The sequence below is a fragment of the Sphingobium olei genome (genome assembly GCF_042678845.1).
GTDB lineage: Bacteria > Pseudomonadota > Alphaproteobacteria > Sphingomonadales > Sphingomonadaceae > Sphingobium > Sphingobium olei.
Genome location: NZ_JBHTLS010000135.1, coordinates 32,686 through 56,298 on the forward strand (window position 1 = coordinate 32,686; position 23,613 = coordinate 56,298).

Below are 23,613 nucleotides of genomic sequence, written 5' to 3' on the forward strand. Positions count from 1 at the left end.
TGTGAAGCCCGCCGCCCCAAGGCGGCAGGCCCTCAGCCTTCGTGCGCCGCCTTGTCCTTGCGGCGTGACGGGATCATCGACTTGAAATCGATCTTGCCCAGCAGGGACTGGTTCTTCCCGCCCTGCTTCGTTGGCGCGCCATCATCGGCATCCCCCGCGCCAATCGCGGCGTTCAGCAGGCCGGTGAAGGCCGCGCCGACCTTGCTGCCCTTGGCGGTTTCGGCGATCGTCTTGCCCAGCTTCGCGGCCTGCGATGCCACCCGCAGGTCGAAGGGGACAAGGACGTCCACCTTGCGCTCGATCGACTGTTCGAAATCCTTGCGGCTGATTTCGGGCGAGCCGGGGTGGACGCGGTTGGCAATCACGACCACGCGGCTCTGAGGCGCGTTGGTTTTGATCCAGGAGAGGATGCGGATCGTGTCGCGCGCCGCCGCCAGCGTCAATTCCGTAACGACCAACGCGACATTCACGTCCGCCATCAGGTGCGGATGCTGGATCAGCATGTTGCGCGGCAGGTCGATGACGCTGCATTCGAAGGCCTGGTGGAATTCCTCCAGCAGCTGGTAGAATGCGCCGCCATCGGTCATCAGCGGCTGGCTGATCGGCGCTTCGGCCGACAGGATCGCGAGCGTGTCGCTGGCCCGCACCATCGCCCGTTCGATGAACAGGCCGTCGATGCGGCTGGGATTTTCGATTGCGTCGGTCAAGCCACGGCCCGGCTCCAGATCGAGCGCCAAGGCGTTGGTGCCGAAATGGACGTCAAGGTCGAGCAGGGCGGTCGGCCGCTTCTTCTTTTCCGACAGAAGCCAAGCAAGTGAGGTCGCGACGCTTGAAGCGCCGACGCCGCCACGCGCGCCGATCACCGCCATGGTGCAGTGGGGGCGTTCCGGCCCCGTATCGCGCGGGGCCATGAAGACCGCCTGCGCCTGGGCCAGTGCATCGCGCAGCTGGTCCGCACCGAAGGGCTTGAGCAGATAATCCTGGATGCCGCTGGCGACGAGATCGCGATAGAGGCGCACGTCGTTGACCTGCCCGGCGGCGATGACCACCGTGCCGGGCTCGCACACTTCGGCCAGGCTGTTGATGTCGTTCAGCGGGTCGCCGCTTTCCGACATGTCGATGAACAGGATTTGCGGCGAAGCGGTGATGGAAAGGCTCTGCACCGCGTTGCGCATGCCGCCCTTGTTCACCTTCTCCGGTGCCCAGCCCATCTCGGCCGCGACCGCGCGCAGCATGTCGAAGCTGTGATCGTCGCAGACGAAGGCGTGGAAAGGATCACGCTGTCCGGTCATGCCGGGTTTCCAGGGTGCGTTCATGTCACTGGCCTCCCGCGTTGATTTGCTTGAGGTCGCCTGCGCCGGTCGGGGCCTTGTCACGATAGGCGGAGATCGCCCGGTTGGACGTGGCGGTCCGCAGGTCGCTGTCGGTGCCCTGGCCCCGGACCAGAACCTCCGGATTGGCGACCATGGCGGCCCAGTTGCTGTTCACGCCGCATCCGAAGTTGGACGAAGTCGGCAGGCTCATGTTGGTTTCCTGCTTCGACCGCCAGTCGGGACAGCCGGGGACGCGCGCGGTCGAGCGGCGCACGATCAGGCGGAGGCTGCCAGCCGGCGCGGGACCGGCGACGGCGGAGCTGTCTTCCGACACCAGCAGGCCATGGCGCGCCACGACGGCGGCGACATCGTCGCGCACCGCAGGGCTGTAATAGCCGCCCTCGGTGACGATCGCGACATCGTCGCCATAGCCGAGGCCGATCGAAACGAACCAGTCATTGAGGCGGAGCGCTTCGGCCGCCGACAGGCCGCCGCTCGCGCCCGGCTGCACGTCGAACGTGTAGGCGGACTGGCTGACGACCGGCTGATGCACCGAATCGAGGCTGCGGTTCTCGCGCGGCGGGGCCGCTTGCACCAGCATCGGCAGCGTGGCGAGGGTCAGAATGCCCAGAGCCTTGAGCGACAGACGGGCGGGGGTATGGCGGATCATATCTTTAACCTTCCGTCAGAAGCTGAAGCCGGGAGCGACGGCGCCGGACTTGCCGGGCCTTGCGGCAGAGGCCTGCGGCGCAATCGCGGGTGCAGGTGCCGGTGATCCGGGTTCGCGGATCGGGCCGACCGGACGGCCGCCGCTGACCCCGTCATTGGTCTGCTGTGTGATGACGCCCTGCAACTCCGTCGCATTGCGGAAGCCGTCCGTCGGCAGGCGCACGTCCGTCGCGTTCATCGGCTTCACCAGATAGGGGGTGACGACGATCACCAGTTCGGATTCGTTGCGCTGGAACTGGCGCGACTTGAACAGGCTGCCCAGGATCGGAATGTCGCCAAGGCCTGGAACCTTCGAGATGTTGTTGCTCGTCTGGTTGTTGAGGAGGCCCGCGATCATGAAGGCCTGGCCCGAACCCAGCTCCACCGTGGTTTCGGCGGTGCGGCTGCGCAGCGCCGGCACGTTGGCGTTTACCGAAAAGTCCAAGCTGGACACGGTCGGCCGTACGCGCAGCGATATGCGGCCATCGGCCAGCACGGTCGGCGTGAAGGCCAGCTGCACGCCATATTGCTTGAATTCGATGCTATTGCCCGATGATGGGCCGTTATTGACCGTGTAGGGATATTCGCCGCCTGCGAGGAAGCTCGCCGTCTCACCCGACAGCGAGGTCAGGTTGGGTTGGGCGAGGGTGGTAGCGAGACCGCTCGATTCGGCTAGATCCAGCGCAGCGGCGAGGTCCATGCCCAGAAACTTGGCAACGAAACCAAGCGAGGTCGTCCCATCCGTGGGGCTGTTAAAGAGCCAGGAGCGCGAAATGTCGTCCGTCGGTGCGCCGCCGCCGCTATTGGTTTGGAAAGGGCGCGTTGCCCGATTGATGTAGCCGCTGAAGCTCCCCGTGCCCGTGCCGAGGCCGGTGATGTTCATGCCGATCTTGTGACCCAGATCACGGTTCACCTCAGCGATCTTGACCTGCAGCATGACCTGCAGCGGTGTCGCCATGCGCAGGCGGCTCACCACGGTCACGTCCTTGCCGACGAAGGCCTGCGCCAGCCGTTCTGCTTCGGCGGCGTCCTCGGGGGCCTTGATCGTGCCGGTCAGCAGGATCATGCCGTTCATCTTGTTGACGGCGATGTCCGCCTCCGGCATCGCCAGGCGCAGCATGTCGTCGATGCTGGTCAGGTTATTGCCGACCCGCACCGTGCCGGAAAACAGCACCTTGCCGTTCTTTCCGGTCGCAAAGACGGTAGTTTCGCCCGCCTTCTTCGCGATCAGGTAGAGCTGGTTCTGCGAGCGGACATGGACGTCCACGACCTCAGGGTTGGCGATCACCACGTCGGACATCGGTGCCGACAGGTTGACCACCCGGCTTCCGCCCGCCGACATCAGGATCGCATTGTCCTGCATGGTGGACGGTTCGGCGTTGACCGCCACGGCGGGGGCCATCACGGCGGCAGCCGCGATGCCCAGCGCGATCACCGGACGGGCGACGCGCGCGGCGTGCATGTGCAAGCTCTTCATCTTACTTACCCCCGACCGGAACTTCGGTCACATTGGTGCCGCGTGCCACGCGGATCACCGGTCCCTTGAAGGCGACCGTGCCGACCGGCGCGCCGTTGGCGGCCGCCATGGCGGGCACGGCTGCTTCGGCCTTGGCCGGGACCGAGCTACGCTGGTAGCGCGACACGTCCGCCCCGGTCGAATAGGTGGAGCCGCGATCGACCGGACGCGACGCCAGCTTTGCGATCATCGCCTTTTCCGCGTTCGGATTGGCGTTGCCGGGCAGGTCGACATCGGTTCCCGCGATCGCCGCGTCGAGATCGGAGGCGTTATCCGCGATCGAACGCAGCGACATGGAGAGCGAACCGATGGTCTGGGCAACCGCGATCTTCTCGGCGATTTTGGGCGTCACCTCGACGGTGACGTTGGAATAGGTCTGAACCACCGGCTTGCCGTCCGGGCCCATGGCGTCCATGCGCTGGTCGGTGGCGAGCACGCGCAGGTTGCGCAGGATGGTTTCGGACACTTTGAGCGGATCGCCGTCGCCGCCGCCCGACACGCTCTGCGTCAGGACAAGGTCGACGCGGTCGCCGGGGAAGACGAAGCCCGCGACGGAGCTTTGCGCCGATACCGGAACCGTCACGGCGCGCATGCCGGGGCCAAGGGCTGCGGCAAGGAAGCCGCGCTCGCCCGGCTTCACCAGCGCGCCCTGCGTCAGCGGCTGCCCGGCGGTGATGGCGGTGCGCACGACGCTGCCCGCGATCTTTGCCGGATCGGCCTGACCGCGCAGATAATAGGCCTGCTCGACCAGATCCTTGGGCCAGGGCTGGAAACGGAAGCTTTCCGCATCGATGATGGTGCCAACGGGCAGCGCCTTGGTCGCGACCAGCACATGGGGCTGGTCGGCATCTGCGGGCATGGCCGCGGCGTTGACCTGGGGAGTGCTGGACGAACTCAGCATGCTGCGCGCAAGCAACGCTGTCGTGACCGCCACGATTAGCGCCCCCACCAACAGCACGATCTTCTTAGCATCCATGACGAAATTCGCCTCCCTCAAATGGGTGCACTGCCCCAAACATCCCGGTCATCACGCAAAATGGTTAAGATATTGTTCGCCAAGCACCCAAAGGGCCGCGATCGAGATGGCGACGCCATAGGGAATCTCGGCCTGGCCCTGTTTTTTCCGTAGCTTGTGGTCGATGACGGTCAGGATGGTCACGGCGCCGCCCAGCAGCGCCATCAACACCAGCAGCGACACGAGAATCTGCCAGGGGAACCACAAAGCGAGCGCGCCGAGCAGCTTCACGTCGCCGCCGCCCATCATGCCGAGGGCGAAGAGGCCCGCGAAAATCATGAAGACGAGGATGCCCCCGCCTAGCTGTACCACCACGCCCGGCCAGAGCGGCAGGCCGCAGGCGATCCACCACAGCGGCGCCAGCGCCGCCACGATCAGGTTCAGCCGATTGGAAATGATGCGGGACCGAAGGTCCGTGATCGCCGCGACGATCAGCAACGCGCCCAGAGCGCAAATCAGCGCCAGCCTGAAAAAATCCCCGGTCATGCGCTGCGGACTAGACCTTTTGGCTTACCAAACCGTAACCATGATCGATGGATTCGCCTGATTTCCCTTCCATGCCGATCGACAGGCGGGCCTGGCCGGCTGGCGGGCGTCTGGATTACTGGTCCGCACCCGACGGCTGGCCGATCCGCCGCTACCGGCTGGGCAGCGGCGCGCGAGGCCGTATGCTGGTGCTGGGCGGGCGCGGCGACATGATCGAGAAATATCTGGAGGTCATCCATCACTGGGCGAGCCGCGGCTGGGCCGTCACCAGCTTCGACTGGCGCGGGCAGGGCGGGTCGGGCCGGCTGACCGACGATCCCATGTGCGGCCACATCGACGATTACGCAGTCTGGATTTCCGACCTCAGGGCGCTGGCGGCGGACTGGCGCGCGGAGGGGGAGGGGCCGCTGGTCATGCTGGGGCACAGCATGGGCGGTCACATGCTGCTGCGCGCCTTGGCGGAAGGGATGATGCCGCCCGATGCCGCCGTCGCGGTTGCGCCGATGCTGGGGGTGCACAGCGCGCCGCTGCCGCGCTGGCTGGCGGTTGCGATCGCCTGGGCCATGGTACGGCTGGGCTTTGGCGAGCGGCAGGCCTGGACGCAGAAGGAGGGGACGGACCGGCTGGACCGCATCCGGCAGAGGCGGCTGACCCACGATCCCGATCGCTACGCTGACGAGCTATGGTGGCGCGATCACAGCCGCGATATCGCCTTGGGGTCGCCCAGCTGGACCTGGGTGCTGGAGGCGCTGCGTTCGACCCGCAGCCTTGCCGATGGAGACGCCATCGCGCGGATCGCCACGCCTTTGCTGATCCTTGCTGCGCGGGAGGACAGGCTGGTGTCCACGCCCGCGATCCGGCGGGTGGTGGGACGCATTGCGAGCGCGCGGCTGCATGTCTATGGGCCGGAGGCAGCGCATGAGATACTGCGCGAATCCGATCCGGTCCGGCTGGATGCGCTGGGCAGGATCGACGCTTTTCTGGACGAGACGGCGCGTTGATTCAGACTGACATCGTGATCGTGGGCGGCGGCATTGCGGGCGCCAGCCTGGGCGCGGAGCTGGCCCGCCATGCGGATGTCGTCATTCTGGAGATGGAGCATCAGGCCGGCTATCACGCGACCGGCCGCTCCGTCGCCTTCTGGGAAGAGAGCTATGGCGGCCTGGCGGTGCAGCCCCTGACCACCGCGTCGGGGCCGTTGTTGGCCAACCCCGATCCCGATTTCCACGACCGTTCGTTTCTTTCGCCGCGCGGCACCCTGCATATCGGCCAGGCGGGGGACGAGGCGTTGCGGGACGCGCTGCTATCCGACTTCGCCGGGAGGGTGGAACTGACGCAGGTCGACCCGGCCGGGATGGTGCCCGGATTGCGCCCGGAATGGACGTTGGGCGTGCTGGAGGCGAGCTGCCGCGACATAGACGTCGCCGCGCTGCATCAGGCCTATCTGCGGAAGTTCCGCCGCGCGGGCGGCCTGTTGGGGCTGGCTTCTTCCCTTCTGGCGGCAGAGCGGGTCGGAGACTGCTGGCGGGTCGAAACGGGTCAGGGCGCGCTATCCTGCCGGCTGCTGGTGAATGCGGCGGGCGCTTGGGCCGATCCGGTGGCGGTCGCGTGCGGCGTCGATCCGGTGGGCATCACGCCGCTGCGCCGGACGGTGGTGCAGCTGCGCGTGCCGGACATGCCCTCGCCCGATCTGCCGCTCGTCATGGACCTGGGTTCGGGTTTCTACTTCAAGCCCGAAGGGCCGGGCCGCGTATGGCTGACCCCGCATGACGAGGTGCCTTCGCAGCCCTGCGATGCCGCGCCCGAGGAACTCGATGTCGCGCAGGCTATCGCCCGGTTCGAGGAGGCGGTCGACTGGCGCGTGGCAGCGGTGGAGCGCAGATGGGCTGGCCTGCGCAGCTTCGCGCTGGACCGGGCGCCCGTCTATGGCTTCGATGCAAAGGTGCCCGGCTTCTTCTGGTTCGCGGGGCAGGGCGGGTTCGGCATCCAGACCGCGCCGGCGGCCGCGCTGCTGGGCGCTGCGCTCATCCGGGGCGATGCCATGCCGGACGCGCTCGCCGGTGTCGATCCGCAGCGCTACGCGCCATCGCGCTTCACTGCCTGACCGCCCGGCGGCTGGCCAGGCCCATCATTGCGAAGCTCGCAAGCGAGGAAACGATGTTCGCCATCGCCGCGCCGTTGGTGCCGTAGAGCGGCAGCAGCAGCGCCTGAAGCCCCAGCAAGAGCAGCGTCGCGGCGAAGGTGATGCGCAGCGACAGGCCGGCGCGGTCCGTCGCCATCAGCAGCGGGCGGTAACTGACGCCGATCAGTTCGATGCAGGCGGCCACCCCCAGCATCAGCAGCAACGGATAGGCGGGCACGAATTCCTGGCCGGCGATCAGGCCCAGCAGCGGCTTGCCGATCATCAGGATCAGGCCGATGATGACGACGCCCGCCACCAGGGCGAGCCGGTTGGTGCGGCGGAACAGGTCGCCCAGCGCCTCCTTCCCCTGATCGCTGGTGCGCGCCAGCTCCACGAAGATGCTGCGCGACAGCAGGCTGGATATCTTGGTCAGGGAATTGGCGAGCTGGTTGGCGAGACGATAGAGACCCGCGCCCGCCGGGCCGACGAAGCCGCCGACGATCAGCACCGCCACCTGCTGACCGACCGAGGTGAGGCTGGTCTGAAGGTTGGTGGCGGTAAGGAAGCCGATGATCCCGGGATTCTCGTGCTTCGCATCCATGGCGCGGCCCGCGCCCCAGCTGCCGATCCGGTCCTGCCCGACCTTGATCGCCAGATACCAGTAGGTGGCGGCGCACAGCACTTCCGCCATGCCCCAGGCGATCAGATAGCCGGTGATGTTGGGCATCAGCAGCCACGCCGGGATCGCGCCGATCATGCGGCCCACCGGGATCATGGTTTCCGCGAGCGCCGCCGAATCGAAGCGGTCGAACAGTCGCAGCACGCCTGTCGGGCTTGAACGGATGGTGATCAGCATCACCATGCAGAACAGCCAGACCTGCCAGCCCATGCCGACGCCCAGGCCCAGCAGATCCTCGAAGAAAAACAGGATGATCGCGGCGATCAGGCCGCCGACGGCGGCGGAGGCGAGATCTACGAGCACGCAGAAGCGCAGCACCCGGTTGAGCGCGTCGCCGTCTCCCGTCGCCAGATGTCGCTGGCCGTAGCGCACGACGATCTGCCAGCTGTCGAAGGACACCAGCGTCTTGATGACGGTGGCCGCGCTCAGCACCAGCGCGAAGCGGCCGAAGTCGGCGACGCCCAGCGTCCGGGTGACGATGGCGAGATAGACGAGGCTGAGCACGCCGCCCACGCCCTTGCCCCCCAGCAGCCAGCCGGTATTGGCCAGGATGCGCGCGAACCCATCGCCAGCCGCGCCCGATCCTTGCTTGAACATGGTGATGACGGAAGGCCTTTCCTGTGGCGGCCGGATGCCCGGCGAGACCTTCTCTAGCGATTGCGCGGGCCGACTTGAAGCCGCCTTTTTTTCGGCCCAATCCCGCGCTAAGGCGCCGGCCATGAGCATCACCAAAGCCATCATCCTGTCGGCGGGGCAGGGTTCGCGCCTGTTGCCGCTGACGCGCGACGTGCCCAAATGCATGATCGACTTCAACGGTCGCAGCCTTATCAGCTGGCAGGTCGCGGCGCTGGTGGCGAACGGCGTCACCGACATCGTGGTGGTCACCGGCTTCCGCACCGAGCGGGTCGAGGACCATGCGCTCCAGCTGTATCGCGACACCGGGGCGCGCATCCGCACCGTCTTCAACCCCTTCTTCCAGGTGGCCGACAATCTGGGCACCTGCTGGATCGTGCGGGAAGAGATGGACCGGGACTTCATCATTCTGAACGGCGACACCATCGTTTCTGACGAGATAGTCGGCAAGCTGATCGCCGGAGCGCAGGACGCCATCACCGTGACCGTCGATGTGAAGCCCGATGGCGACTATGATGATGACGACATGAAGGTCAGCCGCGACGCGGACGGGCGATTGCGCGCCATCGGCAAAAGGCTGCTGCCGCCCGACACCAATGCCGAGTCGATCGGGATGCTGGCCTTTACCGGGGAAGGGCCGGCGATATTCCGCAACCAAATCGACCAGATGATGCGCACGCCCGAGGGCGTCGAGCGCTGGTATCTGCGCGCCATCGACATCATCGCCAAGGGCAATCGGGTCGGGACGGCATCGATCGAAGGACTGGAATGGCAGGAGGTGGATTTTCCGCAGGATGTAGAAGCCGCGATGGTTCTGACCGCGAAATGGGTTGAAGAAGGCCGCTACGGCAAATAGGAAAATCCCGCCTTAACTTCGCACATTTCCCGTAGATTTTGACATTGCGTTTCCTACTGCCGCAACATCCTTTCGAGCAACGGCCGACCGTAGGGCAGTTATAGCAACGTGTGGCGATGACGGACAGACCGGGTCAGCAGGCCGCGAAATAGCCCTTCAACCAGTCGCGCAGGCTGTCCACATCGCTGTCCAGCTTGACTGCTTTCGCCAGATCAGGCTGGCTCGGCCATCCGGTGTCGGCGATTGTCAGGCCGACCGCGCTCCGCTCCCCCTCATAGCGGGGAATGACGTGGAAATGGACGTGCGGGTCGACCATCATCAGCATCAGATAGTTGATCTTGGCATAATCGACTGCGCGGGACAGGGCGCTTTCGATGGCGGCGGTCGCCTGCTTCAGTTCGGCATGAGCGTCTGCCGGCAGGGCGCCGAACGCGGTGGCGTCGCTTTTGGCGGCCAGCACCAGCGATCCGAGCGTCGGCTGGACCGGTCGCAGCAGCACCAGCCAATGGTCGAACTCCGCCACCAGCGTCGCCGGATAGCCGAATTTGTCGATGGTGGCGTTCATGCCGTCGCTCCTTCCGCCTCATCCATCCAGCTGACGATGGGACGGCCGGACCGCTTCACCGCATAGGCCTGCGCCAGCCGCACCGCATGGACGAGGAGCGACAGGATGGTCCACCAGGCCAGGACAACGAGGCCGATGTCAGGCCGGCCGACGAGCAGTGCGACGAACAGGATCACCATGTTGGGATTGCGGCGTGCGGTGATGAGGCGGAACCAGCTGTCGAACGGCCGCCAGACATGGATGTCCATGCCGAAATCCTTGAGGAACATCCCTTCGATCAGGCGCTGGAGGATGTAGCCCGCGATCACCGCCGTCATGATGAAGGTGAAGGTGCCGCCGGACAGTTGCAGGCCCCAATAGGCAAGCCCCGTCCCCCAGAAATACCACCAGAAGGGCGGATGGACGAGATCGACGCCATGGTCGATCACATTGCCCCATTTGGACGAGGTGATAGTGCAGCGAGCAAGCTTTCCGTCCACCGTGTCGAGCACCATGAAGATGAAGCCGGAGAGGAAGCCGGTCCAGTACATGCCCTTGGCAAACAGGAAGGTCGCCAGCACGCACAGGGTCACGCCGATCACCGACACCATGTTGGGCGTCATCCGCAACTGCGCGGCGATGCGCGTCAGGATCAGCGCCAGTTCGGGCCAGAGATATTTGGTGAGCAGGTCGGTGACGCCCTTATAGGCGCCGAAATAGCTGCGCCGCTCGATCTCCCGCCGGGTGTCGGGAGTCAGTTCGCGCACCATGGGCTGTTCCAGCTTGCGCAGCTGCCGGTTATAGAGCTTGCGGCCGTCCGACAGGTCGACGACATGCGGCGCGGTGAGCGGATCGCTGCCTTGCTCCACCTGCCCGACGACGGGCTCGCCCGCCCAGGCGAAAAGGGTGCCGGGCGTTTCCAGCGCCAGCCGCAGGAGCAGCGGGTCGAAGGCATAGGCTAGGTTGAAGAGCAGTTCATGCCCCGGCGCCAGCCTGCTGCCGTTCTTCGCCGCGCTTTGTGCCATGCGCCGGTTCCGCTCGGCATTGGACATGCCCCAGATCGGCGTCGCATTCGCGCCGATCTGGCGCAGGGCTATGGTCGACATGGAGATGCTTTCAGGTCATCGCCGCCAAGTGGCTGCGCGTGGCGGAGAGGGTGGAATAGCGCATGGCGTACGGCTTCAACTCTAGGCCCCAAGGCGGGGCGGCCATCCACGCATCCAGGGCTTTCGTCAGCGCATCGTCGGTCTTCTCCACCACCGCGCATCCGGGTAGCCCTTCCAGCAGATCGCGCGCATTGGCGAAGCAGTCCGTGCTGATCACCGGCAGGTTGGACGCCAGAGCCTCTACTACCACGGCGGGCAGGCCTTCATAATCGGAGGACAGGACCAGAAGGTCCGCATCGGCCATGACGACGGGGACATCGGGCGTGTAGCCCATCAACTCCACTCGGTCCGCTATGCCGAGCTCGGCGGCGAGCGCGGTCAGGGCCTCGCGGTCCTTGCCCTCACCCGCGATACGCAGCCGCGCGTTGGTCGACCGCATCGCGGCGAAGGCGCGCAACAGCCGGTCGAAGCGCTTCTGCTGCACCAGCCGTCCCACGCCCAGGATCGTGATCGGGCGATCCGTCTTCTGGCGCGGTGGCGCGTCGCGCGTTTCGAACTGGCTGGTCAGATAGGCATTATAGACCATGCCGAATTTGTCCGCCGCGAGCGGAAACTGGCTTTGCAGCATGCGCGTTTCCGCGTCGCTCAAGGTCAGCACGCCTGCTGCCCGGCGGAATATATAGGTATAGACGTGCCGTCGTATCCAGGTGATGAACCGGCTGTCCCGTTCACGGATGATGGGGTTGGTGGTCTTCACATAATAGCGCTTGGCTGCGCCCGTAATGAGAACGCCCAGCGCCGTGAACCAGCTGATATTGTTGCCCGTCGCCAGCACGATGTCGGGCCGCTCGCGCCGAAGCCACCGGCAATAGTGCCTGAACATCGTGAATTGCGCGAAGCCCCGGCTCCTGGCGTCCATTTCGCCGAAGGCCAGCCGATTGACGTCCTTTCGCAGCGTGGCGTCCAGATCGAATTGCGCGCGCGCCGTTGTGCAGTACAGCACGTCGACTCGATGCCCCTGTTCGGCAAATCCGTTAGCCAGGTGGCACAGCACACGATTGGTGCCCCCCTGGTTGAGTTCGTATGTGACAAGAGCGATTCGAGCCATGTGCGCGCCCTATGATAAGGGCTTTTGTCATTCAAGCGGGCAAGCTTTGGCCGGATATGACAATTTGGCCTTTTGCTGAAGCTCGCAATTGGCTATCGCCCGCCGCGAAAGGAAGTGTCATGGCTGAATTCACGTTGCCCAAGAACAGCAAGATCTCAGGCAAAGGGGTGACTCACAAGGCACCGGAAGGCGCGACCAATGTCCGCAGCTTCAAGGTCTATCGCTATGACCCCGACTCGGGCGAGAATCCGCGCTACGACACGTTCGAGGTCGATCTCGACAATTGCGGCCCGATGGTCCTCGATGCGCTGCTGAAGATCAAGAATGAATATGATCCGACGCTGACCTTCCGCCGGTCCTGCCGCGAGGGCATTTGCGGCTCCTGCTCGATGAACATGAATGGCAAGAACGGCCTTGCCTGCACCACCGCCATCGATGAGTGCGGCGGCAAGCAGGTGCAGATCACGCCATTGCCGCACATGGACGTCATCAAGGATCTGGTCCCCGACTTCACGCACTTCTATGCGCAGTATAATTCGATCAAGCCGTGGCTGCAAACCGTCAGCCCCGCGCCCAGCGGCAAGGAGCGGCTGCAGTCTCCGCAGGACCGCGAGAAGCTCGACGGCCTTTACGAGTGCATCCTGTGCGCCTGCTGCTCGACCAGCTGCCCGAGCTATTGGTGGAACAGCGACAAGTTCCTAGGCCCCGCGATCCTGCTCCAGGCCTATCGCTGGCTGGCGGACAGCCGCGACGAATATACCGGCGAGCGGCTCGACGAGCTGGAAGACCCCTTCCGCCTCTATCGCTGCCACACGATCATGAACTGCGCGAACGTCTGCCCCAAGGGCCTGAGCCCCGCCAAGGCGATCGCCGAGACCAAGAAGATGATGGTCGAGCGGCAGCTGTAAGTTGGCAAGTGACGGCGTTGCCGGCGGCACGCCGCTGAGCGAAGGGAAATGGGCGGGCTGGGCTGCGTGGTCCGACCCGCGCCCGGACACATTCCTGCAGGCGATCGGGCGCGGCTATATGCGCGCGGTTGGACCCGGCAAGGGCCTGGTGGCGCTGGAGACCAGGACCAGCCACCGCAACCGGCTCGATACGCTGCACGGCGGATTGCTGGCCGCGTTCGCTGATCATGCCTATTTCGGTGCGCTCTGGATCATGGGGCACAAGGCGCAGGTGAATGGCGTGACGCTGGACCTCACCATGCAATATCTGGGCGCCGGGAAGGTGGGGCCAGACCTGATTGCCGAAGTGGAACTGCTGCGCGAGACCGGGCGGCTCATGTTTCTGCGCATGCTCATCACCCAGGATGGCGAGCCGGTCGCGGCTTCGACTGCGACGATCCGCAAGGCGCCGATGCCCCGATGATGGCCGTGCTGTCCCGTTATGATGCGCTGGTGCAGGGGGGTGAACTGCGGCCTGACGCGGATCAGCGCGCGGCTGCCGAGCGGCTCGACCGGTTGCAGCAGGAACTGGCGGCGGCGCCGGCGCGCGGATCGACGCTGTGGAAATTGTTGCGCAAGGCGCCCGAGCCGCCGCGCGGCCTCTATATGTGGGGCGGGGTGGGACGCGGCAAATCGATGCTGATGGACCTGTTCTTCGACTGCGTGCAGGTGAAGCGCAAGAAGCGGGCGCATTTCCACGAATTCATGCTGGACGTCCATGCCCGGCTGGCCGAGGCGCGCAGGAGCGAGACGGGCGATCCGATCCCGCCGGTGGTGGACTCCCTCGCCGAGGAAGCGCGACTGCTCTGCTTCGACGAGATGGTGGTGAACAACATGGCCGACGCGGCGATCATGTCGCGGCTGTTCACCGGCCTGCTGGAAAAGCGAGTGACCATCGTCACCACGTCCAACCGGGTGCCCGACGATCTCTACAAGGATGGGCTCAACCGCCAGCTCTTCCTGCCTTTCATCGACCTTATCAAGGCGAAGCTGGATGTGCTGAGTCTTAACGGCCCGACCGATTACCGCCGTGACCGGCTGGGCGACGCGCGGTTGTGGCATTGCCCCAACGGACCGGAAGCGACCAAGGCGCTCTCCGACGCCTTCTTCCGCCTCACCGACTTTTCGGTCGAAGACCGGGCGAAGGTGCCGGCCGAGGACATAGCGGTGCAAGGCGGACGCACATTGCATGTGCCCAAAAGCCTGAAGGGTGTCGCGGTCTTCTCCTTCAAGCGATTGTGCGAGGAAGCGCGCGGCGCGCCGGACTATCTGGCGATTGCGCGCAAATATCACACGGTCATCATCGTGGGCATCCCCGTGCTGGGGCCGGAGAAGCGCAATGAGGCGGCACGGTTCGTCACCCTGATCGACTCGCTCTACGAATATAAGGTGAAGCTGCTCGCCGCCGCTGATGCGTCGCCCGCGCGGCTCTACCCGACCGGCGACGGATCGTTCGAGTTCGAACGCACTGTATCGCGCCTGATGGAGATGCAGTCGGACGAGTATCTCGCCCTCGGCCACGGGACGAAATAGCAGGCCGTCCAGCCCGCCTCCCTTCGCGCGATCATTCATTCCTATGTCATGTCGGTCGGTAAGAAAATGCCGGGCGCGCGGGAGGATGGGCGCGCCCGGCAGGGTAGCACTGCAGGGAAGGCTCGCGGCCAGGGTAGGAGCCAACGAGCGACAGGCTGTGACATTGCTACTAATGCAATTGCGAACTAATTGCAAAGATAATTTGCCCGACGCGGATTTCCTCGGTTGAAACCCCCGCTCGATGGGCGTAGGCGGGCCTCCATCCAATAGTCATGGCTTGGAGGATGACACGTATGGCCCGTAAGAAGATCGCGCTGATCGGCGCTGGCAACATCGGCGGCACGCTCGCGCACCTGGCGGCGCTGAAGGGTCTGGGCGATATCGTCCTGTTCGACGTGGTGGAGGGCGTGCCCCAGGGCAAGGCGCTTGACCTCAGCCAGTGCGGCCCGGTCGAGGGCTTCGACGCGAAGATCACGGGTTCCAACGACTATGCCGACATCGCGGGCGCGGACGTCATCATCGTCACCGCCGGCGTCGCCCGCAAGCCCGGCATGAGCCGCGACGACCTGCTCGGCATCAACCTCAAGGTCATGAAAGCAGTGGGCGAGGGCATCAAGGCGAACGCGCCTGACGCCTTCGTCATCTGCATCACCAACCCGCTCGACGCAATGGTGTGGGCGCTGCGCGAATTTTCGGGCCTGCCGCACAACAAGGTCGTCGGCATGGCCGGCGTGCTGGACTCGGCGCGCTTCAGCCACTTCATCGCCGAAGAATTCGACGTCTCGGTAAAGGATGTGAACACGTTTGTCCTGGGCGGTCATGGCGACACGATGGTGCCGGTCGTGCAATATTCGACCGTGTCGGGCATTCCGGTTCCCGACCTGATCGAGCAGGGCCGCTCCACCAAGGAGCGGATCGACGCCATCGTCGCGCGGACCCGTTCGGGCGGCGGCGAGATCGTCGGCCTGCTCAAGACCGGGTCGGCCTATTACGCCCCGGCGACCAGCGGTATCGCGATGGCCGAAGCCTATCTCTACGACCAGAAGCGCCTGCTCCCCTGCGCGGCCTTCGTCGAGGGCAAGTACGGTCTGGATGAAGGTCTTTATGTCGGCGTCCCGGTCATCATCGGCAAGGATGGCGTCGAGCAGATCGTCGAGATCAAGCTGGACGACGAGGCCAAGGCGAACCTTCAGGTGTCGGTCGACGCGGTCAAGGAACTGCTGGTCGCCTGCAAGGGTATCGACTCTTCGCTCGCCTGATTTTCAAGAAACCTGCACCGTTACGCCTCAGGTAAGTGCGCAGCCCGAGGCGTAGCGCTTTTCGACCAAGTGCCACGTCCACGGAAATAAAGGGACAATCCATGTCCATTCTGGTGAACAAGAACACCAAGGTCATCACCCAGGGTATGACCGGCGCCACCGGCACCTTCCACACCGAACAGGCGCTGGCCTATGGCACGCAGATGGTCGGCGGCGTAACGCCGGGCAAGGGCGGCACGACGCATATCGGCCTGCCCATGTTCGACACGGTCGCCGAGGCCAAGAGCAAGACCGGCGCGGACGCCTCTGTCATCTACGTTCCGCCGCCATTCGCGGCCGACTCGATCCTGGAAGCGATCGACGCGGAAATCCCGCTGATCGTGTGCATCACCGAAGGCATCCCGGTGCTGGACATGGTGCGCGTGAAGCGCGCGCTGTCCGGCAGCAAGTCGCGCCTGATCGGCCCGAACTGCCCCGGCGTGCTGACCCCCAACGAATGCAAGATCGGCATCATGCCGGGTTCGATCTTCTCGAAGGGCAGCGTCGGCGTCGTCTCGCGTTCGGGCACGCTGACCTATGAGGCGGTGTTCCAGACAACCAATGCGGGCCTCGGCCAGACCACGGCTGTCGGCATCGGCGGCGATCCGGTCAACGGCACCAACTTCATCGACGTGCTGGAGCTGTTCCTGGCCGACGACGCGACCGAATCGATCATCATGATCGGCGAGATCGGCGGCGACGCGGAAGAACAGGCCGCCCAGTTCCTGATCGACGAGGCGAAGAAGGGCCGCAAGAAGCCGATGGCCGGCTTCATCGCTGGCCGCACCGCGCCTCCGGGCCGTCGCATGGGCCATGCCGGAGCGATCGTGTCGGGCGGCAAGGGCGACGCGGAAAGCAAGATCGCGGCGATGGAAGCGGCCGGCATCAAGGTCGCCGCCAGCCCGTCCGAACTGGGCTCGACGTTGGTTGAGGTCTTGAAGGGGTAAGTTAACTCCTACATATAGAGCGGCCGGGCTGCACCCCGGCCGCTATTCTCCCGCTTCCGCGACTGCACGCGGCTGGGATGGGACAGACGATGGGTTACGAGAACCAGGAATTCGAAGTCGAGCGCGGTCCGAGCTGGGCGCGCGACAATTGGCCGCTCAATGATACCGACGATCTGACCGGGGCGCTTGACCCGACGCAGATGCAGGTGGCGGTGAAGGCCGCCGCCAAGAGCGCGGGCAAGAGCGTGTCCGACGCCGATGCGGTCGCCGCCGCCGACGATGCGATCCGCGCGCAGATGCTGATCCGCACCTATCGCGTGCGCGGGCACCTCGCCGCCAATCTCGACCCGCTGGGCCTGTCCAAGCGCGACCTTCCCGCCGACCTGACGCCTGAATATCACGGCCTCACCGACCCGTCGAAGAAGGTCTATCTGGGCGGTACGCTCGGCCTGCAATATGCGACCGTGGCGGAGATTGTTTCGATCCTGCGCGCAAACTACTGCGGCAATGTCGGCCTTGAATATATGCACATCGCCGATGTGGAGGAGCGCCGCTTCCTCCAGGATCGGCTGGAGGGCAAGGACAAGGAGATCATCTTCACGCCCGAGGGCAAGAAGGCGATCATGGCCAAGGTCATCCAGGCCGAGCAGTATGAGAAGTTCCTCGGCCGCAAATATGTCGGCACCAAGCGCTTTGGCCTCGACGGCGGCGAATCCATGATCCCCGCGCTCGAAGCGGTCATCAAATATGGCGGCCAGTCGGGCGTGCGTGAAATCGTGTTCGGCATGGCGCATCGCGGCCGCCTGAACGTGCTGGCGAACGTGATGGCCAAGGGCTTCCGCGTGATCTTCCACGAATTTTCGGGCGGCACCGCCAACCCGGAGGATGTCGGCGGATCGGGCGACGTCAAATATCACCTCGGCACCTCCACCGACCGCGAGTTCGACGGGGTCAAGGTGCATATGTCGCTGGTCCCCAACCCGTCGCACCTGGAAACCGTCGATCCGGTGGTTCTGGGCAAGGTGCGCGCGCAGCAGACCTTCCGCGATGACCTCGGCAAGCACGAGCAGGTGCTGCCGGTTCTGATCCACGGCGACGCGGCTTTTGCCGGCCAGGGTATCGTGTGGGAATGTTTCGGCTTCTCCGGCGTCCCCGGCTATAATACCGGCGGCTGCGTCCACTTCATCGTCAACAACCAGATCGGCTTCACCACTAGCCCGCAATTCTCGCGCGGCTCGCCCTATCCGAGCGACGTGGCGAAGGGCGTGCAGGCGCCGATCCTGCACGTCAACGGCGACGATCCGGAAGCCGTGACCTTCGCGTGCAAGCTGGCGATGGAATATCGCCAGACCTTCCACCGCGACGTCGTGATCGACATGTGGTGCTATCGCCGCTTCGGCCATAATGAAGGCGACGAGCCGGGTTTCACCCAGCCGCTGATGTACAAGGAAATCCGCCAGCATCCGCCAGTCAGCGACGTCTACGCCGCGCGGTTGAAGGCGGAGGGCGTGATCGACGATGCCTTCATCAGCCAGCAGACCGACGGCTTCGTCACGCATCTGGAGGAGGAGTTCGAGGCGGCCAAGAGCTACAAGGCGAACAAGGCCGACTGGTTCGCCGGTCGCTGGTCGGGCCTGCACAAGCCCGCCGACGCCGAGACCGCGCGGCAGAGCGTGGAGTCTGCGATCAGCCAGAAGCTGTTCGACAGCCTGGGCAAGACGCTGACCACCGTTCCCGAAGGGCATAACGTCCACAAGACGCTGAAGCGCGTGCTCGATGCCAAGGCGGAAATGTTCAAGACCGGCGAGAATTTCGACTGGGCGACGGGCGAAGCGCTGGCCTTCGGATCGCTGCTGTCGGAAGGCTATGGCGTGCGCCTGTCGGGCCAGGATTCGGGCCGCGGCACGTTCAGCCAGCGACATGCGGTCTGGACCGACCAGGATAGCGAGGCGAAATATATCCCGCTGTCGACCGTGCCGCATGGCCGGTTCGAGGTGCTGGACTCGCCTTTGTCCGAATATGGCGTGCTGGGCTTCGAATATGGTTTCGCGCTGGCGGATCCCAAGAGCCTGGTCATCTGGGAAGCGCAGTTCGGCGACTTCGCTAACGGCGCGCAGATCATCTTCGACCAGTATATCGCCTCGTCGGAGACCAAGTGGCTGCGTTCCAACGGGCTCGTCTGCCTGCTGCCGCATGGCTATGAAGGGCAGGGGCCGGAGCATAGCTCGGCGCGTCTGGAGCGTTATTTGCAGCTTTGCGCGGAAGGGAATATCCAGGTCGCGAACATCACGACCCCGGCCAATTATTTCCATGCGCTGCGCCGGCAGATGCTGCGTCCATTCCGCAAGCCGCTGATCATCATGGCCCCCAAGTCGCTGTTGCGGCACAAGGGCGCGGTGAGCAAGGCCGAGGATTTCCTTGGCGACACGCAGTTCAAGCGCATCCTGTCCGATCCCAACGGGGCGGCCGATGCGCAGACGAAGCGGCTGGTGCTCTGCTCGGGCAAGGTCTATTACGACCTGGCCGATGCGCGCGACGCCGCTGGCGATACGGACGTGCAGATCGTGCGGATGGAGCAGATCTATCCGTTCGCGACGGACGCGCTTGCCACGCGCATCGCCCGCATGACCGGCCTGGAGGAGGTCGTGTGGTGTCAGGAGGAACCGCGCAACAACGGTGCCTGGTTCTTCGTCGAACCCTATATCGAGGAAGCGCTGGCCAAGGCCGGCAAGGCGCCGATGCGTGCCCGCTACGCCGGTCGCAAGGCGTCCGCTTCGCCCGCCACGGGCCTGGCGTCGCGCCATGTGTCCGAACAGGGTGCCCTCGTCGCCGATGCGCTGGGTCACAGCGTTCGTGAAGAAATCCGTCGCCAGAAGAAAGGCTGAGACAGCTCATGGCCACCGAAGTCAAAGTCCCTACGCTGGGCGAATCCGTTACCGAAGCAACCGTCGGCCAGTGGCTGAAGAAGCCCGGCGAGGCGGTGAAGGCCGACGAGCCGATCGTCAGCCTTGAAACCGACAAGGTCGCGGTCGATGTGCCCGCGCCGGCTGCCGGCACCATGGGCGACATCGTCGCCCAGGAAGGTGACACCGTCGAGGTCGGCGCGCTGCTCGGCTATGTGAACGAAGGCGCGTCAGCCGGTGCCTCGCCGGCTCCGGCCGCCGCGCCCGCTGCTCCGGCGGCGAAGGCGGAGGCCGCCGCGCCCGCGCCCGCGGCTTCTGCCCCGGCCCCTGCTGCCGAGGAAGAGGGCGAGGGCGGCAGCCTGACCCTGTCCCCTGCGGTGCGCCGCCTGGTGCTGGAGCATGGCCTTGACCCGAGCAAGATCAAGGGCACCGGCAAGGACGGCCGCCTGACCAAGGACGACGTGATGGCCGCTGCTGCGGCGGGCACCGCAAAGGCGGCCGCTGCGGCTGCTCCGGCCGCCGCCCCCGCCGCCGACGCGCCGACTGCCGGCCCGTCGCGCAAGCAGGAGCGGGTCAAGATGACGCGCCTGCGCCAGACTGTCGCCAAGCGCCTCAAGGAAGCGCAGAACAACGCCGCGCTGCTGACCACTTTCAACGATGTCGACATGACCAACGTCATTGAGGCGCGGGCGAAATATAAGGATTTGTTCGAGAAGAAGCATGGCGTTCGCCTGGGCTTCATGGGCTTCTTCACCAAGGCCGTGTGCATGGCGCTCAAGGATATTCCGGGCGTCAATGCGCAGATCGAGGGCGACGAGATCGTCTATAACGACTTTGCCGACATCTCGGTCGCCGTGTCGGCTCCGACTGGCCTGGTCGTCCCCGTCATCCGCAACGCTGAAAGCATGAGCGTCGCCACGATCGAGAAGACCATCGGCGACTTCGGCAAGAAGGCCAAGGAAGGCAAGCTGACGATGGAGGACATGAAGGGCGGCACCTTCACCATCTCCAACGGCGGCGTGTTCGGATCGCTGATGTCGACCCCGATCATCAACCCGCCCCAGTCGGCGGTGCTGGGCCTCCATCGCATCGAGGACCGCCCGGTCGTGCGTAACGGCCAGGTGGTGGTGCGGCCGATGATGTATCTGGCGCTGAGCTACGATCATCGCCTGATCGACGGTCGTGAGGCGGTGACCTTCCTGGTCGCGGTGAAGAATGCGATCGAAGACCCGACCCGCCTGCTGATCGACCTGTAATAGATCTCGCGAGCACCTATATCCGTTCGGGCTGAGCCTGTCGAAGCCCCGTTTTCCTGCAATGGAAACAAAAGAAAAGTACGGCCCTTCGACAGGCTCGGGGCGAACGGAGATTGGTATGGCAGACTTCGATTATGACGTCCTTGTGATCGGCTCCGGCCCCGGCGGCTATGTCGCCGCGATCCGGGCGGCGCAGCTGGGCCTCAAGACCGCCTGCGCCGAAAGCCGCGAGACGCTGGGCGGCACCTGCCTGAATGTGGGGTGCATCCCGTCGAAGGCGCTGCTGCACGCGTCGGAACTCTATGACGAGGCCGCCAATGGCGCGCTCGCCAAGCTGGGCGTCAAGATCGACGCGATGAGCCTGGACCTGCCCACCATGCAGGGCCAGCGCATTGACGCGGTGAAGGGCCTGACCGGCGGCATCGAGTTCCTGTTCAAGAAGAACAAGGTGACCTGGCTGAAGGGCCTTGCGTCCTTCACCGGCGCGAACACGATCGAGATCGCGGGCGAAAAGGTGACGGCGAAGAACATCGTCATCGCCACCGGATCGTCGGTTACGCCGTTGCCGGGTGTTACGGTCGACAATGCAGGCGGCAAGATCGTCGATTCGACCGGTGCGCTGGAACTCGCCAAGGTGCCGGGCCATCTGGTGGTCGTGGGCGGCGGCGTCATCGGCCTGGAACTGGGCAGCGTCTGGAAGCGCCTGGGCGCCAAGGTCACGGTGGTCGAATATCTCGACCAGATCCTGCCCGGAATGGATGGCGAAGTCCGCAAGGAAGCCAACAAGATCTTCAAGAAGCAGGGCTTTGAGTACAAGCTCGGCACGAAGGTCACGAGCGCGGAAGTCGTGGGCGAGGGCGTGAGGCTGACCGTCGAGCCTGCTGCCGGTGGCGAGGCCGAGACGATCGAGGCCGATGTCGTGTTGGTGTCGATCGGTCGCCGTCCGAACACGGAAGGCCTTGGCCTCGACAAGATCGGGCTGGCGGTGAACCAGCGCGGCCAGATCGAGATCGATCACGACTTCGCGACCAAGGTGCCGGGCGTATGGGCGATCGGTGACGTGGTGCCCGGTCCGATGCTGGCGCACAAGGCCGAGGATGAGGGCATCGCCGTCGCGGAGAATATCGCGGGCCTGACCGGCATCGTGAACCATGATGTGATCCCGAGTGTCGTCTACACCAAGCCTGAAATCGCGGGCGTGGGCCTGACCGAGGAAGCGGCCAAGGAAAAGGGCGCGATCAAGGTCGGCAAGTTCCCGATGCTGGCGAACAGCCGCGCCAAGACTAATCACGAGCCGGACGGTTTCGTGAAGATCATCGCCGACGCGGAAACCGACAAGGTGCTGGGCGTGTGGATCATCGCCACCGTGGCCGGCACGATGATCGCCCAGGCGGCGCAGGCCATGGAGTTCGGCGCGTCGAGCGAGGACATCGCCTATACATGCCACGCGCACCCGACGCACAGCGAAGCGATCAAGGAAGCGGCGATGGCCGTGACGGGCAAGCCGATCCATATGTGATCGCGTCCTTCGCCGAGCGCGAAAAGAAGGGGCCTCCGCAATGCGGGGGCCTTTTTGCGTTTGGGGCGAGAGGATTGAGCCCGTCCGGCTTCCATGGCAGAATGGACGGATAGAGAGGTTCATGATGCAAGCTTCAACCGTTCAAGGGTCGGATGCCTCCTGGCGTCGGTGGATGTGGGTCGGGTTGGCGGGGCTGCTGCTGCTGCCGGCCGTCGCCATGCGGTTCACAGCCGAGGTCAACTGGGGTCTGGAGGATTTTGCCGCCGCCGCATTGCTGCTGGGGATGATGGGCGGCGGGGTCGAGCTGGCGAGCCGGATGGCCGTGCGGCCGATCTGGCGCATGATGACGGGTGTTGCGGTCGTCGCGGCCGTCGCGCTGATCTGGGTCGACGCCGCCGTGGGCATCGGCTAACGCAAACGCGCCTAGCGCCAGTTTTCCAGCGTCGGCACCAGTTCGTCGAAATGGTGGATCACCGCGTCCGCCGCCAGATTTTCGACCGGGCCATCGAGGAAGCCGAAGCTGACCGCGACATTGGCGATGCCGGCATTGCGCGCGCCGGCGATGTCATTGATCGTGTCGCCGACGAACACCGTTCGTCCGCCACCCGCCCGTTCGATCATGGCGCGGATGGGCGCGGGGTCGGGCTTGGCGACGCCCACCGTGTCGCCGCCCACGATCGCGGCGAACCGATCGGACAGGCCAAGCTGGTGCATCAGCGGAATGGTGAAGCGTTCCGCCTTGTTGGTGCAGATGGCGAGCTTCACCCCGCGCGCACTCAGCGCATTCATGGCCTCGATCAATCCCGGATAGGGGACGGAGTGGATGGCGAGATTCTGCTCATAATAGTCCAGCAGGATCGGCAGAAGTTCGTCGAGCAGCGCGGCGTCGTGACCGCCCGATGCGTCGAGCGCTCGTTCCAGCATCACCTTCGCCCCCTTGCCGACGAAAGGGTGGATCGATGTGACCGGGAAAGCAGGGCGGCCGATGGTGCCGATGGCATAGTTCACCGCCGCGGCAAGATCGCCGCTGGTGTCGATGAGGGTGCCGTCCAGGTCGAAGCCGACGATGTCGAAAGGGAAGCCGTTCATGCGCCCGCCATGCCGCGTGGATGGTGGCAAAGGCA

The 23,613-nt window shown here is 65.0% G+C and carries 22 protein-coding genes; 12 read left to right on the forward strand and 10 right to left on the reverse strand.

Annotation, left to right across the window (positions count from 1 at the left end):
* Window positions 1-32: 32 nt before the first annotated feature.
* From ACFQ24_RS19925 to ACFQ24_RS19945, 5 genes are read right to left on the reverse strand one after another with little or no spacing between them, the layout of a single operon-like run.
* Entirely contained in the window at window positions 33-1,316 is a 1,284-nt protein-coding gene (locus ACFQ24_RS19925) for a pilus assembly protein CpaE (RefSeq protein ID WP_380914460.1), read from the reverse strand.
* Between the two features lies 1 nt (window position 1,317).
* Entirely contained in the window at window positions 1,318-1,983 is a 666-nt protein-coding gene (locus tag ACFQ24_RS19930) for a CpaD family pilus assembly protein (RefSeq protein WP_380914462.1), read from the reverse strand.
* Window positions 1,984-1,998: 15 nt separating this feature from the next.
* Window positions 1,999-3,498: a type II and III secretion system protein family protein gene (locus tag ACFQ24_RS19935; RefSeq protein ID WP_380914464.1), complete on the reverse strand. Its 1,500-nt coding sequence runs from the start codon at window positions 3,496-3,498 to the stop codon at window positions 1,999-2,001.
* A gap of 1 nt (window position 3,499) precedes the next feature.
* Window positions 3,500-4,513 carry a Flp pilus assembly protein CpaB gene (gene cpaB, locus ACFQ24_RS19940; RefSeq protein ID WP_380914466.1) on the reverse strand — a complete coding sequence of 338 codons (1,014 nt, stop codon included), beginning with the start codon at window positions 4,511-4,513 and terminating at the stop codon, window positions 3,500-3,502.
* 51 nt (window positions 4,514-4,564) lie between these two features.
* On the reverse strand, window positions 4,565-5,038 hold the full coding sequence (locus ACFQ24_RS19945) for an A24 family peptidase (RefSeq protein WP_380914468.1): 474 nt from the start codon (window positions 5,036-5,038) through the stop codon (window positions 4,565-4,567).
* A 47-nt stretch (window positions 5,039-5,085) separates the two neighbouring features.
* On the opposite strand from ACFQ24_RS19945, the gene ACFQ24_RS19950 reads away from it, so the two are divergent.
* Together ACFQ24_RS19950 and ACFQ24_RS19955 are read left to right on the forward strand one after the other, a co-directional pair.
* On the forward strand, window positions 5,086-6,039 hold the full coding sequence (locus tag ACFQ24_RS19950; RefSeq protein ID WP_380914469.1) for an alpha/beta fold hydrolase: 954 nt from the start codon (window positions 5,086-5,088) through the stop codon (window positions 6,037-6,039).
* The gene (locus ACFQ24_RS19955; protein WP_380914471.1) at window positions 6,036-7,142 is read left to right on the forward strand and encodes an NAD(P)/FAD-dependent oxidoreductase; all 1,107 of its coding nucleotides are present in this window, start codon (window positions 6,036-6,038) and stop codon (window positions 7,140-7,142) included. The genes ACFQ24_RS19950 and ACFQ24_RS19955 overlap by 4 nt, the downstream gene beginning before the upstream one ends.
* Here the strand turns inward: ACFQ24_RS19955 and ACFQ24_RS19960 are convergent.
* Window positions 7,132-8,436 carry a lipopolysaccharide biosynthesis protein gene (locus ACFQ24_RS19960; protein WP_380914473.1) on the reverse strand — a complete coding sequence of 435 codons (1,305 nt, stop codon included), beginning with the start codon at window positions 8,434-8,436 and terminating at the stop codon, window positions 7,132-7,134. The genes ACFQ24_RS19955 and ACFQ24_RS19960 overlap by 11 nt on opposite strands.
* A 121-nt stretch (window positions 8,437-8,557) precedes the next feature.
* Here ACFQ24_RS19960 and ACFQ24_RS19965 point away from each other — a divergent pair, with 121 nt between their 5' ends.
* Entirely contained in the window at window positions 8,558-9,328 is a 771-nt protein-coding gene (locus ACFQ24_RS19965; RefSeq protein WP_380914474.1) for a phosphocholine cytidylyltransferase family protein, read from the forward strand.
* Between the two features lie 133 nt (window positions 9,329-9,461).
* Here the strand turns inward: ACFQ24_RS19965 and ACFQ24_RS19970 are convergent, their stop codons facing one another.
* From ACFQ24_RS19970 to ACFQ24_RS19980, 3 genes are read right to left on the reverse strand one after another with little or no spacing between them, the layout of a single operon-like run.
* Window positions 9,462-9,893, reverse strand: a complete 432-nt coding sequence (locus tag ACFQ24_RS19970; protein WP_380914476.1) for an HIT family protein — start codon at window positions 9,891-9,893, stop codon at window positions 9,462-9,464.
* Window positions 9,890-10,978, reverse strand: coding sequence for a CDP-alcohol phosphatidyltransferase family protein (locus ACFQ24_RS19975; RefSeq protein WP_380914478.1), 1,089 nt, complete (start codon window positions 10,976-10,978; stop codon window positions 9,890-9,892). Before ACFQ24_RS19975 ends, ACFQ24_RS19970 begins: the two co-directional genes overlap by 4 nt.
* 10 nt (window positions 10,979-10,988) lie before the next feature.
* A complete protein-coding gene (locus ACFQ24_RS19980) occupies window positions 10,989-12,086 on the reverse strand; it encodes a glycosyltransferase (protein ID WP_380914479.1) in 1,098 nt (365 codons plus the stop codon).
* Window positions 12,087-12,205: 119 nt separating this feature from the next.
* Between ACFQ24_RS19980 and ACFQ24_RS19985 the strand changes: the two genes are divergently transcribed.
* The 9 genes from ACFQ24_RS19985 to ACFQ24_RS20025 all read left to right on the forward strand — a co-directional run bounded on the left by ACFQ24_RS19985 (window position 12,206) and on the right by ACFQ24_RS20025 (window position 22,901).
* Window positions 12,206-12,994, forward strand: coding sequence for a succinate dehydrogenase iron-sulfur subunit (locus ACFQ24_RS19985; RefSeq protein WP_380914481.1), 789 nt, complete (start codon window positions 12,206-12,208; stop codon window positions 12,992-12,994).
* Between the two features lies 1 nt (window position 12,995).
* Window positions 12,996-13,457, forward strand: coding sequence for a PaaI family thioesterase (locus ACFQ24_RS19990; protein WP_380914483.1), 462 nt, complete (start codon window positions 12,996-12,998; stop codon window positions 13,455-13,457).
* On the forward strand, window positions 13,454-14,566 hold the full coding sequence (gene zapE, locus ACFQ24_RS19995) for a cell division protein ZapE (RefSeq protein WP_380914485.1): 1,113 nt from the start codon (window positions 13,454-13,456) through the stop codon (window positions 14,564-14,566). Before ACFQ24_RS19990 ends, zapE begins: the two co-directional genes overlap by 4 nt.
* 293 nt (window positions 14,567-14,859) lie before the next feature.
* Window positions 14,860-15,825, forward strand: coding sequence for a malate dehydrogenase (gene mdh, locus ACFQ24_RS20000; protein WP_380914487.1), 966 nt, complete (start codon window positions 14,860-14,862; stop codon window positions 15,823-15,825).
* Between the two features lie 101 nt (window positions 15,826-15,926).
* Window positions 15,927-16,811, forward strand: a complete 885-nt coding sequence (gene sucD / locus ACFQ24_RS20005) for a succinate--CoA ligase subunit alpha (protein ID WP_066857545.1) — start codon at window positions 15,927-15,929, stop codon at window positions 16,809-16,811.
* 89 nt (window positions 16,812-16,900) lie between these two features.
* Entirely contained in the window at window positions 16,901-19,696 is a 2,796-nt protein-coding gene (locus ACFQ24_RS20010; protein WP_380914490.1) for a 2-oxoglutarate dehydrogenase E1 component, read from the forward strand.
* An 8-nt stretch (window positions 19,697-19,704) separates the two neighbouring features.
* Window positions 19,705-20,970 carry a 2-oxoglutarate dehydrogenase complex dihydrolipoyllysine-residue succinyltransferase gene (gene odhB, locus ACFQ24_RS20015; protein WP_380914492.1) on the forward strand — a complete coding sequence of 422 codons (1,266 nt, stop codon included), beginning with the start codon at window positions 19,705-19,707 and terminating at the stop codon, window positions 20,968-20,970.
* 118 nt (window positions 20,971-21,088) lie between these two features.
* On the forward strand, window positions 21,089-22,489 hold the full coding sequence (gene lpdA, locus ACFQ24_RS20020; RefSeq protein WP_380914494.1) for a dihydrolipoyl dehydrogenase: 1,401 nt from the start codon (window positions 21,089-21,091) through the stop codon (window positions 22,487-22,489).
* Between the two features lie 121 nt (window positions 22,490-22,610).
* The gene (locus tag ACFQ24_RS20025; RefSeq protein WP_380914496.1) at window positions 22,611-22,901 is read left to right on the forward strand and encodes a hypothetical protein; all 291 of its coding nucleotides are present in this window, start codon (window positions 22,611-22,613) and stop codon (window positions 22,899-22,901) included.
* A gap of 11 nt (window positions 22,902-22,912) precedes the next feature.
* Here ACFQ24_RS20025 and ACFQ24_RS20030 read toward each other — a convergent pair whose 3' ends face one another.
* Window positions 22,913-23,578 carry an HAD family hydrolase gene (locus ACFQ24_RS20030; RefSeq protein WP_380914498.1) on the reverse strand — a complete coding sequence of 222 codons (666 nt, stop codon included), beginning with the start codon at window positions 23,576-23,578 and terminating at the stop codon, window positions 22,913-22,915.
* Window positions 23,579-23,613 lie beyond the last annotated feature (35 nt).